Source organism: Bradyrhizobium sp. Rc3b, from assembly GCF_900114915.1.
Classification (GTDB): Bacteria; Pseudomonadota; Alphaproteobacteria; order Rhizobiales; family Xanthobacteraceae; genus Bradyrhizobium.
The window spans coordinates 1-15615 of sequence record NZ_FOUS01000035.1 but is presented as its reverse complement, the minus strand read 5'-3'; the positions used below and the strand labels follow the sequence as shown (position 1 = coordinate 15615).

The 15615-nt window shown below is 58.0% G+C and carries 15 protein-coding genes and 3 pseudogenes; 3 read left to right on the top strand and 15 right to left on the bottom strand.

The window, feature by feature from the left end; translation table 11 throughout:
- The 4 genes from BM190_RS41520 to BM190_RS42025 all read right to left on the bottom strand — a co-directional run.
- A partial coding sequence (locus BM190_RS41520; RefSeq protein WP_349516970.1) for an aminopeptidase P family N-terminal domain-containing protein occupies window positions 1–317 on the bottom strand: 317 nt, incomplete at its 3' end.
- Window positions 318–708: 391 nt separating this feature from the next.
- On the bottom strand, window positions 709–1803 hold the full coding sequence (locus BM190_RS38850) for a DUF2817 domain-containing protein (RefSeq protein ID WP_092263251.1): 1095 nt from the start codon (window positions 1801–1803) through the stop codon (window positions 709–711).
- Window positions 1804–3630: 1827 nt separating this feature from the next.
- Window positions 3631–3912, bottom strand: a complete 282-nt coding sequence (locus tag BM190_RS38840) for a DUF6894 family protein (protein ID WP_143109197.1) — start codon at window positions 3910–3912, stop codon at window positions 3631–3633.
- 1537 nt (window positions 3913–5449) lie between these two features.
- Window positions 5450–5671, bottom strand: coding sequence for a transposase DNA-binding-containing protein (locus tag BM190_RS42025; protein WP_177237547.1), 222 nt, complete (start codon window positions 5669–5671; stop codon window positions 5450–5452).
- Here BM190_RS42025 and BM190_RS40900 point away from each other — a divergent pair.
- On the top strand, window positions 5571–5795 hold the full coding sequence (locus BM190_RS40900) for a hypothetical protein (protein ID WP_177237546.1): 225 nt from the start codon (window positions 5571–5573) through the stop codon (window positions 5793–5795). The genes BM190_RS42025 and BM190_RS40900 overlap by 101 nt on opposite strands.
- Window positions 5796–6504: 709 nt before the next feature.
- Here BM190_RS40900 and BM190_RS38825 read toward each other — a convergent pair.
- From BM190_RS38825 to BM190_RS40895, 5 genes are all read right to left on the bottom strand, one after another.
- Window positions 6505–7605, bottom strand: coding sequence for an ABC transporter ATP-binding protein (locus tag BM190_RS38825; protein WP_092263245.1), 1101 nt, complete (start codon window positions 7603–7605; stop codon window positions 6505–6507).
- A complete protein-coding gene (locus BM190_RS38820; RefSeq protein WP_143109196.1) occupies window positions 7606–8508 on the bottom strand; it encodes an ABC transporter permease in 903 nt (300 codons plus the stop codon).
- Window positions 8509–8515: 7 nt separating this feature from the next.
- Window positions 8516–9364 (bottom strand): ABC transporter permease, encoded by an 849-nt coding sequence (locus tag BM190_RS38815; RefSeq protein WP_092263241.1) that lies wholly within the window; start codon window positions 9362–9364, stop codon window positions 8516–8518.
- A 56-nt stretch (window positions 9365–9420) separates the two neighbouring features.
- The gene (locus BM190_RS38810) at window positions 9421–10500 is read right to left on the bottom strand and encodes an ABC transporter substrate-binding protein (RefSeq protein ID WP_092263238.1); all 1080 of its coding nucleotides are present in this window, start codon (window positions 10498–10500) and stop codon (window positions 9421–9423) included.
- A gap of 282 nt (window positions 10501–10782) precedes the next feature.
- Complete coding sequence (locus tag BM190_RS40895; protein WP_177237545.1) at window positions 10783–11094, bottom strand: hypothetical protein; 312 nt, start codon at window positions 11092–11094, stop codon at window positions 10783–10785.
- Between BM190_RS40895 and BM190_RS41710 the strand changes: the two genes are divergently transcribed.
- The gene (locus BM190_RS41710; RefSeq protein WP_283806153.1) at window positions 10976–11410 is read left to right on the top strand and encodes an MFS transporter; all 435 of its coding nucleotides are present in this window, start codon (window positions 10976–10978) and stop codon (window positions 11408–11410) included. The two genes, BM190_RS40895 and BM190_RS41710, sit on opposite strands and share 119 nt — an antisense overlap.
- Window positions 11292–12155, top strand: a pseudogene (locus tag BM190_RS38805) (MFS transporter). The gene BM190_RS41710 and the pseudogene BM190_RS38805 overlap by 119 nt, the downstream one beginning before the upstream one ends.
- 254 nt (window positions 12156–12409) lie before the next feature.
- On the opposite strand, the gene BM190_RS38800 reads toward BM190_RS38805, so the two are convergent.
- The 6 genes and pseudogenes from BM190_RS38800 to BM190_RS38775 form a co-directional block, all read right to left on the bottom strand.
- The gene (locus BM190_RS38800; protein ID WP_244550902.1) at window positions 12410–12667 is read right to left on the bottom strand and encodes a UPF0149 family protein; all 258 of its coding nucleotides are present in this window, start codon (window positions 12665–12667) and stop codon (window positions 12410–12412) included.
- 64 nt (window positions 12668–12731) lie between these two features.
- A pseudogene (gene tnpC / locus BM190_RS38795) lies at window positions 12732–14230 on the bottom strand (IS66 family transposase).
- Window positions 14231–14245: 15 nt separating this feature from the next.
- Window positions 14246–14602 (bottom strand): annotated as a pseudogene (gene tnpB / locus BM190_RS38790) (IS66 family insertion sequence element accessory protein TnpB).
- Entirely contained in the window at window positions 14599–14817 is a 219-nt protein-coding gene (locus BM190_RS38785) for a hypothetical protein (protein ID WP_143109195.1), read from the bottom strand. Before BM190_RS38785 ends, tnpB begins: the two are co-directional and overlap by 4 nt.
- Before the next feature lie 45 nt (window positions 14818–14862).
- Window positions 14863–15060: a transposase gene (locus BM190_RS38780; protein ID WP_092263232.1), complete on the bottom strand. Its 198-nt coding sequence runs from the start codon at window positions 15058–15060 to the stop codon at window positions 14863–14865.
- Window positions 15061–15278: 218 nt separating this feature from the next.
- Window positions 15279–15615 (bottom strand): M24 family metallopeptidase (locus BM190_RS38775; protein ID WP_143109194.1); only part of this gene is annotated, 337 nt, incomplete at its 5' end.

Sequence of the window (15615 nt, the reverse complement as noted above, 5' to 3'; positions counted from 1 at the left end):
ATTTCCGGAAGGCGCTCTTGGAGCGCACTGACATCGGCCGGGGCGAGGTTCCAGCAGCCGAGCTCGAAACCTACCCTCTTGTCCGCCAAGCCCAGCCGCCGAAGAACGTCGGCGCACACTTTGGCAAAGTCTGGCTGCTCCGTATAGCAAACGATATCGTCGATGTGGCTTTCTGCCCGAACGCCAGTCAACTCATATTCGCGGACCACATATGTCGGCGCTCGCTCCGGCATGAGGATCAACGGGAACGGCATGAAGTACGCGCCCATTCCATCGTATCCGCTGAGATACCGGAGATGACCATGGGCGGTGACCACGACTGCGTCGAGGTCAGCTCACGCCACTGCTCCAAGCACCTTCTTCTGCCGCCGCTCGTATTCTGTTTTAGGGAAGACGGGGCACCGGTGAAAGGGATCGCTTTGAGCGCGGTCATAGATCAGCTCCTTTTCGTAACCACTGACGTTTCGTTAATCAAATTTGACGGGACCGACACCCGCATCTGCCACTCTTGATTCCAAATACCTGTGAAGCGATCTTGATGCGCCGATCCCCACATTCGAATTCATTGACTCGATGAAAGTTGTGCTCTTTGCCAGCTGCTATGGATGCGCTTGCCAAGGCACAGCGGCGGAAGTGCATGTGGAGCGATGCGAGCGTGGCGGAGTGAGCACTATGAGACATCACTGAAACTGGTTTATCGGCAGGCAACTAGCTTCTAGACCTAAACCCCTCAAGCGCTTGTCGATGTACCAAGTGCGCTCTCCAAAGAACCATCTCGTTCCAATCCGGCTTTTGGGGATAGAAATGGCGCTTGGTGGCATTCCGAATCTGACGTCCGAGTTCCGAATCAACCGCGTCCGGTCTGTACCTAAACAGCCAGTGTTCATCGCTCAGTATTCTCGAACTAGTGTAGGTTCCATACTCTAGGGCTACATAGGTGTGCCTATCCCCCAAGATACGCTGCCAATACTCATCTTGTGTCCCATGCAAGTTAACGGACGAAGAGGTTCCTAAATCTGGCAGTGTTACCGACGGCCCAAAGATTTTTGCAGCTCGCTCGTATCCCTTTAGTCCGGACGGCTGCTCGCATTGGAGCTCTCCGTACCCGTAAGGACCAAGCCCGGTGTGGTAATCGATGATGACGACGTTATCGCGCGCCGCCACATCAAAGTCGGCCACTATTTTTTCGAGGGTCAGCCGGGCTTCCGTAGGTTCAGTTCCGCCGTAAAACAGGCCACCCGGCTTAGTGTACTGGCCACGGGACCTCGCTGATCGGTAAGTCATCTCGCCGTGCCGCTTGCGATATTCGGCAATCGCAGCTTCGGCGCGGCTGATTCCCTCCTCCGTCCTATCCGCAGGAACGAAAAACTCGTCCAACTCTTCATACTCGGGACTTGGCGGCATCGGCTTTGAAAAGTCGATAAAGTTACGATTGAGGTCGCACCCTTCTGCCGTCGACCTACGATCCCAGGCAAACCCGTAGCAGTTCAGCGCGTGAATAAAGAGCACCGCCGTCGACGGCGGAAGCTCCTCGTGCAACTTTGCTTGCAAGAACAGTAGCTGCGCTGCGGAGCCATGGTAGCCCTCTGGTCCGTGGGTGCCGGAAACCAGGACCAGGAGGTTCTTGGCATCTGCGGAGCCGAAATATGCGGCATCGGTAAAGAGCGCCTCGCCGGACGGCCCTTCTGCACTACAGCGATACGCCTTCGACGTCGGTGCCGCTGCTAAGAATTTCTCCCTAGCTTCGAGATAGGAATCAGAAAAACTGAGCGCAACAATTTGCTGAGCGATGTCAAAATTCACTGCCTTCCCTCCGCCCTTAGTTCGCCCTCCGGATGCGGGGCGAACAGCGAAAACCACTCGACCTCTCGTGAACGATCGCACGCGACTCTCGCGGTGACTTGACCAAGTTGGTCAGTGCTTCGAAAGGCTACCAATTCCCCTTGCCGAATTTCTGCAAGGTAGGGCGCTTCCTTCGCGAATTTCTGCGTCCGGTTGAAGCAACATGAAGGCCTTCCTACGACGTGGGTGGTTAAGCAACTTCGAGCCGACACGCTATTGGCGTCAGTGTGGTAGCCTTCACACTCGAGCCAGGCCCTCAACGAGGTGCAACTCACTGCCCAGCGCGCCGATTTTTCATCGGATTTTCATGTTAGCCGGAGTCGACCCACTGCTGAAGATTGCCCGCCGCGATTTGGGGGTTACTTATCGTCTATAAGCTCCTCACTTCTACAGCCGGATGTTAGTTGCGGCGTTTCCAGCCGTGAAACAGCAAGAACGGTGACACCAACAATCGCGTTGAAAAACTGCGGGCGCTCACAATTCAGTGGCGCCCGCAGCGATTGCTGATCGCGTAGCAAACTCCCTCAGACGATTGAGGCCAAGGTAATCCTGCAGAGCGTGGTAATGTCGTAGACAGGCAGACCCGTCATTCGGCGGACCGCCGGGGCAGACAACGGCATCGCCGTGCACTCAAACAGAAATGCCGCGATATCTGGATGAGACTCACGTAGTCGGGCGGTGCACGCGACGACATCCTTCTCGACCTCCGCCATATCCGTCGGCGGCGGGGGTCGCATATTCTCATTTCGCACGAGCGCGCTATGTTCGATCCCTCCGACGACCACCCGGGCCCGTGCAGCTGGATCCGCGATCCCGAGCATGTCCTCGCTTAGGTGTTTGGGTTGGGCGACCACAACCGCGAGCTTAGCGTCGGCCGGCAATTGGCGCAGTAGCACAGGTAGCAGCAGTAGACTCGACGTCACCACTGGTACATTCACGGCCGCAGCCACAGCCGCTTGGTGTCGAATGAAGTAACCACAGTTGGAGCTTATTGCAACCGCACCGCGCTCGACTAGGCGCTTCGCTGCAGCCACGCAGGCAGGCTCCAGCTCTGGCGCGCCAGGGACCACAAGGTCCGCCCACGCACCGACAACGCTTTCCGAAATAACGGGAAAATCGTAAGTTGCTGAACTCATCAAGTGGCCGCGTACTGGCGCCCGCGGCATAGCGTCCGACGGCCCACCCCGTTCCAGATTAAGAATTCCGAGAGAGCGCTGGGTTTGAGATGCCATTCAGGACTCCGTTAGCTTCGGCTTATGATGAAACATCGGAAAACATTATCGCGACGGTGCGCCGGGATCGCGCAAAGTAGCCGTTCGTACGCAACAATTCTACACTTGAGCAGGAGAGTACAGAGTTTTCCTGCGATCAGCTCTTCTCACAGAACCAGCCATCTGTTGAGCGACGGCTGCTCCGCGCGTCAGACGCCCTTCAGAGAGAGGCCGAGCAACCCGGAACATCAACTCGGCAGTAGCCCTTGCGTAACGGTGCTCGTCGAACTTTGCTCGTCTTCGATCTAATCAAACGGAAACGGATCGGTAAGCGCGGGGTGAACCTCCCGGGAGCGCACCTTAGGACAGCGCCCGAACAGTCGTTGCGATTGCAGGCCTGATTCGTGAGACGACTTGCCAGACGGATGATCAGGTGCGTCGCCAGCAACTCGCGATCACGCGCGGCAAGTGTCAATAAGAGCCTCGGCCACAGCCTATTGGCTGTTCTCACTCACTCCAATCTGAGGATGCCCACTATCGGCCCTTAGCGTATGAGGACGGCACCCCGATTTCCCTGTTAATCAGCGTCCAAAATTTCGTTTCGATGCCAACCGGAGGCTTTCAAGTCGCACGATGGCTTCAGCACGAAGCTAGCACTCGCCTGCAAGATAGGGCCATGATCGTCGCGAACTTTAATTGCGATGTGGTGATGCGGCCTATTTCTGGCCCATCCGCTGGCCATCTCCGCGAGCGCCGCGGTCGCCTCCTCGCGTGCAGCGTCGCTATGGGGTAGCTCCACACCTTCATCGTCGCGAATGAATTGGCTGCCGTGCTGGATATCAAAATAGTATCTCTTCATGGTCGTCTCCAACAGCTTTTGCTGTCCACTCGATGCTGCTGCCGCCCTCAAGGCGCTGCTGCATAGCCCCTACCTTCGAATCGAAATAGCGAGGCGCACTCTCCTTGTGCTCCAAGCCGTCTAGGAGTTGCCCGGACTACAGCGCTGTCCGCCGCCACCGGCGCCCAATAACGCCACAGCCTCCGCTACAGGTGCGGGAAGCAGCCCTATATCAAGACAAATGCGAGTAAGCTGGTGCAGAGAAGCGCGACGCCTGCTGCGGTAAGGGCCAAGAGGCTACCCGAGACAAGATCATGATTATGCATGAACGGTCCTCGATTTCGGCAGAGACGAGGAAGCCGTCTCTACCTTCCTCCATTCGACGATCAGCATTCTTGCTCAAATTCGACGCACAGTTCCTGCGGTTGTGGAGGATGACCGCATCTTTTCATCTCGATTATCGCGACGCTCGCCGTATTGCGGATATCGTTTTTTGGAAGGAAACGCGATCAGGTATTGACTTCCTGCCCGCGCGTGGCACCGATCAACATGACCTACCCATGCAAGAGAACAAAGTAGCGACAACAAGCTGCGCGTCGCCCTGCATGCGAAACATGCCTCGACGGTACGACACACTAAAAAGCAACAACGTTATCTACGATGTTTGGTCGACGTGCGGGCCCATTCGTGGCGCGGTCACGCGGACGAACTCAATGCCGAACCCCTGCCGACGGCGGAAGCGCCGCCCTATGATGGAGCGTAGCACGCATCGCCGAGTGGGCGGGCGATCCCCCGCTCTCGGAATAAGAGCTTATCAGCTTCTGCCGCCAGGAACGCCTAAGTCGGGCGGTTTCTTACTCTAGACGGATCGGGTTTTCCGATATGATTGTGATATGGGGCGCCTATTTCCTGAATCAGGTCTGCAGAGCTTTCCGACGACGGAGACGTCGATCCCTCCCACCGGATAAATCTGCCAAGCTTTAGTCAGTTGGCAGTTCGACCGAATTGACGAAGAAAGACTCCCGTTCTGACGTGCTTTAGCAGAGCCCGTCTGACCAGCGATCAATTTCGTGACGAACCTGCGCCGATTTCCCGCCGATGCGGGCCTCTCGAGACGTACAGATATCGAATTCGAGAAATCGTTGCGTTCCACGTGAAATCGGGCTGCGAGGCGGAAAGAACTTAAAACTCCGGACCGCGGAGCGGCTCGCCAATCTAATGGCGGTCTTCTGCATTCTCAGCTGGCGCGTCCTCTGGCTCACCATGCTCAATCGCATCGCACCAGACACGTAACCGAAGCTCGCGTTGACAAACACCGAGATCGTATTGCTTGATCAACTCATCAGCGGCGCCAGTCATCGACGATGTCGCCCTGGAACCCCTGCTTTTTACCTCGCTAAGCTTGCACGTCTAGGTGGCTACTTGGCCAGGGCCGGCAATCCGCCAATCCCAACGGTAGGCCCTCAACAGTTACGAAGACTGGAACGCATCAGCATTCCGCAGATCGTTTGATGGCTCCAACGGCCATCCTAATTCCGGCCGCTGTTGGCGCTCTTGGTCAGGCCGATAGCGCTCGTGTTCGCGCGTGGTAGGAGAATTCCGTCGTATCCTGAATGATGAGTATTGGGACTGTACAAATATCGTAACGCGCGTGCGTGGCGACGAAGTGGCCGCTAAGAATGTCGGCTTCCTCCATGCGCTCATTGGCGAAGAAGCGGAAGGCCGCCTTGGTGTTCGCCCAGTCCTGGCAGGCGAACGGTATTTCTGCCCATGCCGTCACCAATTTGCTTCAACTGCTCGCCAAATCGCTGACTAAGACGGGCATCCTTGAAAACTGTCTTGTCGATCTCGCGCTCTGTCCAGTGTTCGACGACACTTTCATCACTATCATCTTGGCAACCTGACGACCAACGAGACGTTGTTCCGCTTGAAACATGAAGGCACCCCGTCGTCGCGATTCAAGCGCCACCACAAAGCGATTCATCCGATTCAAGCTTTTTCGATTAGCTAGGGCTACTGCCATCGGATCATGCGTGGGCAATTGAAGCGCCCGGGAGGCATACGCAGTTGCCGTCGTTAGCAACAGTGCGTCGTGTGCCGCTGAGTTGCGCGGTGCCGTACTCCATCAGCACTAAACAAAGTGAGCTGCATTACCGGCAACGGCAGCGGTCTCCGGCACCCCAGCCGACACTCGCCGCCTGCGATTCAATCGAATGTTCTAGCGGACATCATTGACGCTCGCCGAAGCGCGTTTAAGCAATGGGTAACTCAGAGCAGCGCAGCCTGTTGTGTCCCGCCGCCGCGAACAATGCACAATGCTGAGCGGCATCGGCCGCCTCCACCGAACGCTGAGAGGACGATGCCGCCAGAAACCTGCGGCCACAATGCGACAAACATCACGGTATTCCACGCGCACTCCGCGCATCGCATTTGCGCCAAACGCGATCAGCGCTGGGTTGGCGGCGCGTAGCTTGTTTTGACTCCGCCACGTCACGGTGTCTGCTTTCACGCGACGCAGGATTTGGATTGCTCGGCTCTTGATGGGGCAGCGGGTCCAATCCGATTGAGACCTTACAGAGCCTTCTTTCCGATCTGCTTCGCGCAACTGTCGCCTTATCGCCAATCCACATCAAATACGAGCACATCCGAGGCCGAAAAGAGCGCCCGCACACATTGTCCGGGGGCGAGCCCCGTGATCTTCCCAACATTCTTCCGGATCGCTAGCAAACGGACTTTTCCAGGAAGCTCAACAACAACATGCACGTCAGGGCCTAGAGATGCCACGTCGAGAACAACACCCGCCATGCTGTTATGTTGCGCGTCGCTAGGCGCCTCAGGAGCGGCACTATCCACGAGCTGAATGTGTTCCGGTCGCACGCAAAGATCAGCGCCGCCGTTGTAACCGGATGGCGACGACTTCGCCCGAATCTCAACTCCATCGCCGGTAAGATAAGACGTGAAGCCCGCGCTCGATTGGCCGCTCCTGGTTGAATGGAACCAATTTGACCGTCCGACGAACTCAGCAACAAACTTGTCGGCAGGCGATTGATAGATTTGCGTCGGAGTCCCACGCTGAACGATCTTGCCTGCATGCATGATGACGACTTCGTCTCCCAGGCTCAACGCCTCCTCTTGATCGTGCGTGACAACGATCGTTGTGGCACCGACAGATCTGAGAATTTCCTTCAGCTCAATGCGCAATTCGAGGCGCAGCTTAGCATCGAGTGCCGACAACGGCTCGTCGAGAAGAACAATCTTGGGATCGGTTGCGAGCGCCCGCGCAAGCGCAACACGCTGCTGCTGTCCGCCACTGAGTTGATTAGGGTATCTGAGCTCCATTCCTGCGAGTTGTACGAGCGACAACATCTGCTTAACCCGAGAAGGTATCGCAGCTGCCGCCGCTCCTCGGTACCGCATTCCGTAGGCAACATTCTGGGCCACTGTCATGTGGGGAAAGAGCGCATAATCCTGAAACAGCAGTCCTACGTTACGCTCATAGGGCTTCAGTTCCCCGACATCCTCGCCCGCAATTTGAACGCTCCCTTCATCCGGGGCGGCAAAACCTGCAATGATGCGCAGTGTAGTCGTTTTGCCACAGCCGCTCGGCCCGAGGAGCGAAAGCACCTTTCCTGGCTCTAGCTCCAGAGAGAGGTTTTCGACCGCAGTGAAGCCACCATACTTTTTCGTGACGTCTTTCAGTTCAAGAACATTCATCTACCGAATCCTATTGGCTCCATGCCCCATTGCGCGCTCGAGCCCGAGCACTCGGTCAAGCACGATCAGTAGAACAAGCGTAAGGCTTATCATTGCTACTGCGGCCGCAGCGATGGTCAGATCGAAGTTCGACTTTATGAGGGTGGTGAGCGCGAGGGGAAGCGTATACGTCTGGAAGTCACTCAAGAACAGGCTGATAGTGACATCGTCCATGGAGGTCGCAAAAGCAAATATCGCTCCCGCCGCAATACCATTCTTGGTGAGCGGCAACGTGATAGTAAAGAAGACTTGGCGTTCGTTCGCACCGAGCGATAATGCCGCCTCACGTAGCGTTTGGCTGATCCCGGCAAGGCCGACCAGCGTCATTCTTATTGTGAAGGGAAGCGTGATGATCAGGTGACCGGCAAACAGTTTTAGAAAGGCCGGTAGCTGGTGGAAAGCCGCAAAGAACATGAGCAGACCAAAACCAATGATCACTCCTGGCAAGACGAGGGGTGACAGAAACATGGTAGTGACAACGTCGCGCAATCGCGGAGACATCCAGCTAATCGCCAATGCGGCCAGCGCTCCAATGCCTGCCGCCGCCGCAGTTGTGGCAATGGCCAGCAGCAGACTGGTTTTGAAGCCCTCCCATATGTAGGCATCCTCAAAGAGCCTGCCGAACCATTGGGTCGAAAGCTCGGTCGGAGGGAATGGGCCGATGTAGTCGCGCCCATCGAATGCCATCAGCACGGTTACGACGACCGGGAACAGCAGGAACAGCGCTGTCACCGCAACGATCGCAGTCACGGCAATAGCAAGAAGAGTGTCGATGCGTCGCTTGCTGAGCATCGGCTTCGCGCTGACGAGCGCCTTTGTTCTGAACGTCACGTCCGCGTTAAGCCTCTCTTTGGTGCTGAGCATCTTATTCTCACGCTCGCTCAAGGGTCGTCGCCAATCTGGACATCACAAGGATCAAAAGCAACGCGAGGACCATCATGACAATCGAAATCGCTGCGCCGCTCGGATAATTGGCGACCTCGCTGAACCGGCTATAAATAAGATTCGAAATGAACAGGATGCGCCCTCGCCCGAGGATCAACGGTATGACGAACGCGCTTACGCCAAGGGTCATTGAGACCAAAAATGCCGACACAATCCCTCGCATGGATAAGGGGATCGTTACGGTAAGGTGAGCCGCAAGTGCAGAGGCACCAAGAGACATAGCCGCCTCAGTCAACCGCGGGTTTAGATTTTTGATCGCCCCGATCAAGATCAGAATTGACATCGGTATGGAATATTGAAGCAATCCCGCGAGGATCACAAAATTGATATACATCCGACTGTTGGTATCGATATCGATAATCGACATCAGCGGAGCGAGCACTCCGGCGGAGCCGAAAGTCAGCTCAAGCGCATAGACCCGCACCAGAGAGCTTAGGAACATGAGCCCGACAATCGCGGAGATCGCCGCTTTCTGCATCCATGCAAATTCAGTTCTCGCAATGCAATAGGCAATCGGCAAAGCAAAGACGATCGAGACGGCTGACGAGCAGATCGCTAAAACGTATGTCTGGGCAAAGTATTGCCCATAGACCGGTTGAAAGAGCTCTGCATAGTTTGCGAGAGTGAGCGGACCTCCTTCGACCGACCCAATCCGACCGGGCTCGAACGTGTGGAAACTCTCATTGAGCACGATCAAAATCGGAAACACCAAGAAGAGAACGAACACTGCCGCTGCCGGAAGCAACAGTAAGAGTTTAGATCTCGCAGCCCTCATTCGCTCTCTCCAGGCAAACGCCCACCGGCGTATGATATTATTAGCGCGTCCGGCCGCTAAAGCAGCGGCGCGATTTCTTGCTCCCACCGCTTCATCCAGGTGTCTAACTGCGATGAGAGAAAGGCCCAGTCCGGAATGTACACGTACTCTTCCATCTCTTCGTTATTGAATATGATGGGCTTGGCTTCGTCCGCTATCTTTGATTTCATATTGGCAGGCACACCTTGGATGGCCTTGTTGAACTCCGCGTTGTTTTCCGGAGAGATCGCAAAGTTCGCAAACTTAAATGCCGCGTCCGTGCGACCTCCCTTCAGAACGCACCACCCTTCCTGTAAAACGAAGGCCCGGAAACCTGATTGCTTATCCATTTTGCTTAGGAGTCGGGTCTTAAACTGACGCCCCACCCTAAGGGCGCCGGAACTCGACGCCATGCTTATACAAGTCTCGCCGGAAGTGAGCGAACTTGAGATGTCGACGTCCGTGGTCGCGACACGCCCAATGTTTCCGCTGCGTGCCAGTTTTTTCATGAACTCCCATCCGGGCTCCATATTTCTCTCATCGCCACCATTATGCAGCGCCATCATTACTACTTGGAGGTTGTTGCCCAGTGTCGGGACGGGGAAACAGATCTTTCCCTTTAGCCGGGGGTCCAAGAGATCTTCAATCTTGGTGATCTGAAAAGGAACTTTGTCTTCCAGATAGTACCAAATGTACGCTGTAGTTGTGCGGGGAATATTTACGATACTTCCGGCGCTGTCCTTGACCAGCAGCTTACGTGGAATGTCTGCCAGATTGGGAACCCTGTCCTGCGTCACCGGCTCTGCCCAGCCCTCGCGGGCAATCGCCTGCCACGAAGCATCCCAGCCGGTCAGGAGGTCAACACCTGGCCGCGGCCAAGTAGCTTTGATCTTGGGCAAAATCGCCAAGGCGCCGCCCGCGTGCAGCTGCCAATTGATTTTCACATCTGACTGTTTGGCTGCAAGCTTCTTCATCTCGTTGCCGTAGTTGCCACCCCACTCGACCGCAGTAATGGTCTCCTCAGCGCGGGCGTCCACAGCGCTTGCTAATGACATGCCAGTGCCAAGAGCGGCGGCGGAGGCAGCACTTTTCAGAAATTCGCGACGCGATGTGAACATGGTCGGTTCTCCCTAGTGAGGTGCATAGCTGACTTGTTCGGCAGCATAGCACCCCGATCCGGGAGGAAATTAACAAGAGCGCGGGGTAGTCTCGCATAAATCCGGCATTTTCCGCAAAATTCTAATGTTTCGCGTCGCATGGCCCGAGGCAGGGCGATCCTCCGATCGCCAAGTCTTCGCAACGTAAGCAAATGCGACGGCGTGGTAGCTGCGATTTCGCCGCTCACCCGCTTTCCAGGATCATTTCGCAACATGCGGGAAGCTGGACGATCACGCGGGCGCTCAGACAGTCAGGTGCACTCTTCCACCAAACAAATGCGTGATGTAGGAGCTCGTGTCGGCAAATGGACGCAAGATATTTGCGCCACCTGAACTGATTTGAAATGGCGCGGCAGAGGGAGCGACTGAGCTCATCGTTGATCTTTCGGTAATGCGAACTCCAGCATCACTATCACTTGCGACGTACACCTGATCAATGCGCCTTGCGCAAAAGGCCGATACACTGTCGGCATTGAGTTCTCCCTCCGAGATTAACGTGGCAACTTCATCTACAGCTCTATGTTGGTGCGGCATCGATGGTGAATTGATGATCATTCAGGTTCGCTCTATGGTAATGGGCCTGATCGGCGGCGGGATCTCAGCGCTAATGCCCGTTGTAGCTCGCGATCTGCTGCATGGTGGCGCAAAAACTTATGGCATGATGTTGAGCGCCTTCGGTCTAGGCGGGGTGATCGGTGCGATTAACATTACCGAGGTCCGTAAGCGCATGACCGGCGAGGCAATCCGCGCGTGTGCGCCGTCGATGGGTTGGGGCAATTATCGCAGTAGCGCTAAGCAGCGAGCCGATATTAACAAGGGTCGCTCTGTTCCTTGCGGGTGTCGTATGGATGATTGCGCGGGCGCTATTTAATATTGGAGTGCAGTTGTCGGCACCGCGCTGGGTCGCCGGCCGTTCGCTTGCGGCCTACCACGCAGCGGGATCAGGTGGGATCGCCGTGGGCAGTTGGGCGTGCGGATACTTGGCTAATTTCACCGGTGTCCAAACAACTCTCCTGATTTCGGCCGGCCTAATGCTGGTGTCACCGATCTTTGGGCTCTGGCAACGCATGCCGCGCATCACCGCTGGCGAGCAAGACACTGAGATGCTGGCTGATCCCGCAGTTCGCCTTCAACTATCCGGCGCAGCGGGCCGCTAGTCGTCGAAATTGAACATCGTGTAGCACAGGAGAGTGCGCGCCTTTCACAACGTGATGCAGGACTTGCAATTGTACCGACAACGCAGTGGCGGTTATGGCTGGTCCGTTGCCCGCGACATCGCGGACCCTGAACTTAGGATTGAACGTTATTACTGTCCGACGTGGCCGGATTATCTACTGCAGCGCAACCGCTCGACGCAGTCCGAGCGGGCCCTGGATCAACAGGCGGCGGCTTTTCACGCTGATCCAGAACCCGTGCGCGTCCGCCGTATGCTAGAGCGCCCGTTCGGTTCGGTGCGGTGGAAGGAAGATGAACCTGATCGCGCCGCGAGCGAAGTGGTGCACGGCCAACCGCTGATCGGAGCTGATGAGCTTGCCAAGGTCAGGCGCGTATCGGCGAGCCGGAGCAAGGATCAAGGCAGCTTTAGCGTAACCGGTATGAGCTCCCGTCCGCAGTGATCAGAGGGCGCGTGCGTGGCGGATCGGCATCCAGTATTGGCGTAGCGCCTCGAGGGCCGCTGGAATATCGAGGTGGGCGTTGCGGAGAAAGTCCTCGGTCTCGCGGCGGTCCGAGCAGCGGACGGCCCTGATCGTCGCGACAGCGCAGCAGGACGCGTAGCAGCAGGCCGTGATTGACGTTGCTCGTGTCCAGCAACGGCGCCCACGCCGACAGCCTGAGCCGCATGGGACGCGCATCGATATCGCCACTCACTTCACGCCGCTGCATCGGCGCGAAGAGGCGTGGTCGAAAGCGTCTTGCTGATCTCATTATGATGCAGCGCGACGGCGGAAATCGCCGCGAACTCCGGGGCGCCTCCGTGGTCGAAGGCAGCGGCATCGATGGCGAGCAGCGGGCAGATCCAGTCGAGTGGGCTCATCGATACCGGTCCGGTCACGATCGCGGCGACGTAGCCGTCGAGCGTGGGAATGCTGGTGGCGACAGGATGCCGATCAACGCGAGCCTGGAGCATCACTCGAGCTCCTCAAGTGGCATCGCGTGCCGCCATCGACGACGCTGCTTATGATGACGCGGGCTCATGCCGCGGCCTGTGCGGTGCGCTGGCGCGCCGCCTTCCAGTTCCAGGCGGGCAGCTCGTGCGGCTGATGGCTCTTGGTTCGCCCGGACACGATGCGCTAAGTACGTCGGCCAGGTGGCCCTGCGGATCGAGTTCGTGGAGCTTTGCCGTGTTCACAAGCGACGCCACGATCGCCCAGCTCTCGGCGCCGCCCTCGCTGCCCCTGAACAACGAGCTGCGTGTTCCCATGGCAATCGGGCGCATGGAACGCTCGACCGTGTTGGTATCGACCTCGACGCGGCCGTCGCCGAGAAACAGCGTCAGGCCACTTCAGTGATTGAGCGCATAGTTGATCGCCTCTGCCAGCTTCGACTGGGAGAAGAGCTGGCCCACGATCTCGGTCAGTCGCGCCTTCAGCGCCGCCATCAACGCTGCGCTCCTGGTCCGGCGGATGGCCAGCCGCTGCTCCGCACTGTTGCAGCGGATCTCCGCTTCGATCGCATAGACCGCCCGCAGGCGTTCGATCACCTCGCGCGCAAACGGCGACTGCGTCGTTTGGAACACCTCGGCGAATTTGCGTAGGGCATGGGCGAGACAAAAGGCGAGCTGGATCGCGCCGCCGTGGTCGCGGGCGAGCGCCTTGTAGGCGGCATAACCGTCCACCTGCAGAATGTTGTCCGGCGATCTCCTCGGTGCCGCGTCGGCGAATACGTAGGCCACAGCGGGGCGAAGGGCCACCCCGTGGCCGGTCATCCATGGCATGCGCCCAGAACTGGCAGAGTGCGAGTGCGATGTCGTCCGGGATCGAGCACCGGCATCGAAGTCTCGTCGCAGAACACGCGCGGCGAGGCTCGGATTGTGCGCAGCTGGAGCTCATAGCGGCTCTTGAGCCACCAGGCCACACGTTTCACCCAGGCGGCAAGCGTCGACCGATCAAGATGGACGCCCTGGCCGGCCAGGATCTCCACCTGCCGGTACAGCGGCAAATACCAGGCGAACTTCGAGACCACCACGTGAGTCACGAGCGCGGTCGAGGCCATGCCGCTCTCGATCAGGCGCGGAAACGCGTTCCATCGCCGGGATCACGTCAGGCACCTCGCTGACGTCCTCGCCGATCTTGTGGAGCTGGCCCTGGCATCCCGAGCAGGCGGTCGCCTCCGGCTCAAGCACCTGCTCACAGCGCAGCAGGTGCTTGGGCAGCGCGCCGATGTTGCGGCGCGCCTTCTTGCGTAGCCTATCAGACGGCTTCGCCGCCGGCGCATCGTCGTTGGCAGACACAGGCGGAGTGGCGCCGGTCTCGAGGTCGTCAAGCTCAAGCGCGAGTTGCTCGGCCACGAGCGCGGCAAGCCGTTCCGAGCGCTTCCCGAAGAGCATCTCCTTGAGCGTCCGCATCGCCACGCGCAGCTCCTCGTTCTCGACGTCAAGCGCGAGCACCATCTCGGTCAGAGCAGCCGCCGGATCGGTCGGGAGAGCATCGGGGCGAATCATATGATCGAACGATACATGCGCCCACTCCATGTTCCAGCGAAATCCTCACCTCTCAGCAACAACGGCCGGCTGCTTCACAGGCTTGGGAGAGACACGCGTCCACTCCAGTCCGTCGAGCAGCATCGCGAGCTAAGTCGCACTTAGATGTACCACACCGTCGCGGATCGGCGGCCAGTGAAACGCCCTGCTGCAACCACTTCGTCACCAGCACCATGCCGCTGCCGTCCCACACCAAAAGCTTCACTCTGTCCATGCGTTTGCTGCCGAACACCAAGACGTCGCCACAATACGGGTCGCACGCAGCGCTTCGCTCACCAGCGCCGACAGCGCGTGCACCGACTTGCTGAAATCGACCGGCTGTGTCGCCAGCACCACCTTGAGGTCAGACCGCAGCGCAATCAACGGATGTCCCGAAGCGCCGACAGCACAGTCGAAAGCGTCGCCAGCTCCACGCCCGGCGCAACCCGGATGCGCGCCCCACCCCGTTCGATCTCGATCACTCCGCAGGCCTTCACCGGCGGCGCGGCGATCTCCAAAGGCCTCGTCTGTGCTGGCGAACTGCGCTCGGACTCGGCGGCCGTCTCGCCGTCGCTCTCGGCCCCAATTTGGATCGGCACGAAGCTAGACGCCTTGCCGGCTACCACCGGCGCAACCTGGCGTCGTCACACCGTGAGCAGCCCGCGGGATAGGCCATTGCGTCTCGCCACCTCGGAGATGTTCGCACCTTCCTCAAAGCTCTCCGCCGCGATCCGGGCCTTCTCCTCGCCAGTCCATCGTCGCCGTAGGCGCTCCCCGGTGATTACCTCGACGCGACGATAAGAATCGCCTTCCTGCCTGGCATCAAGCATGGCATTTGCCATCGTTCCACCTCCACCGAACCGCTCATGTCAGGCAGTATGGCGCGCAAGCCGAGGGATGGCTAGGTGAGGGCGTCACGCCGGTTACGTTTATTGTGAAGCGCGTCGGCTGAGCGCCTCCAGGTGTAAAGGCCTCTGCTGACGCTGACCCTGCGATCTACAAGAAGAAAGCGGGCGGTGCGACCGCCGGCTAATTGGTGCATCCATGATCTGCTTAGTCACTAGGTCCGATAGAGCGTATGTGGTGTACGACTGAGGATCTCTGCACCACGTTCGGTCACTAGGACGGTCTCGCTGCAGCCAAACAGGTAATCGTCTTTCCCGAGGAGAATGACTGGCATGTGAAGAGTCATGCTGGTCTCAAGGATGTCGATTGCGCCGGGCTCCAGGCTGACGTTGCCACGTTCGTTCCAGGGGGCACCGGTTTGGTATCCAACCCGATGATTAAGGGCCTGTGGTCGCACGGATCGCTCAATCACTTTGCGCGCTGCGGCATCCACTTCTCCCGCCGTCACACCCGGCTTGATCGCGACGACAGCAGCTTCAAGGGCCTCCTCG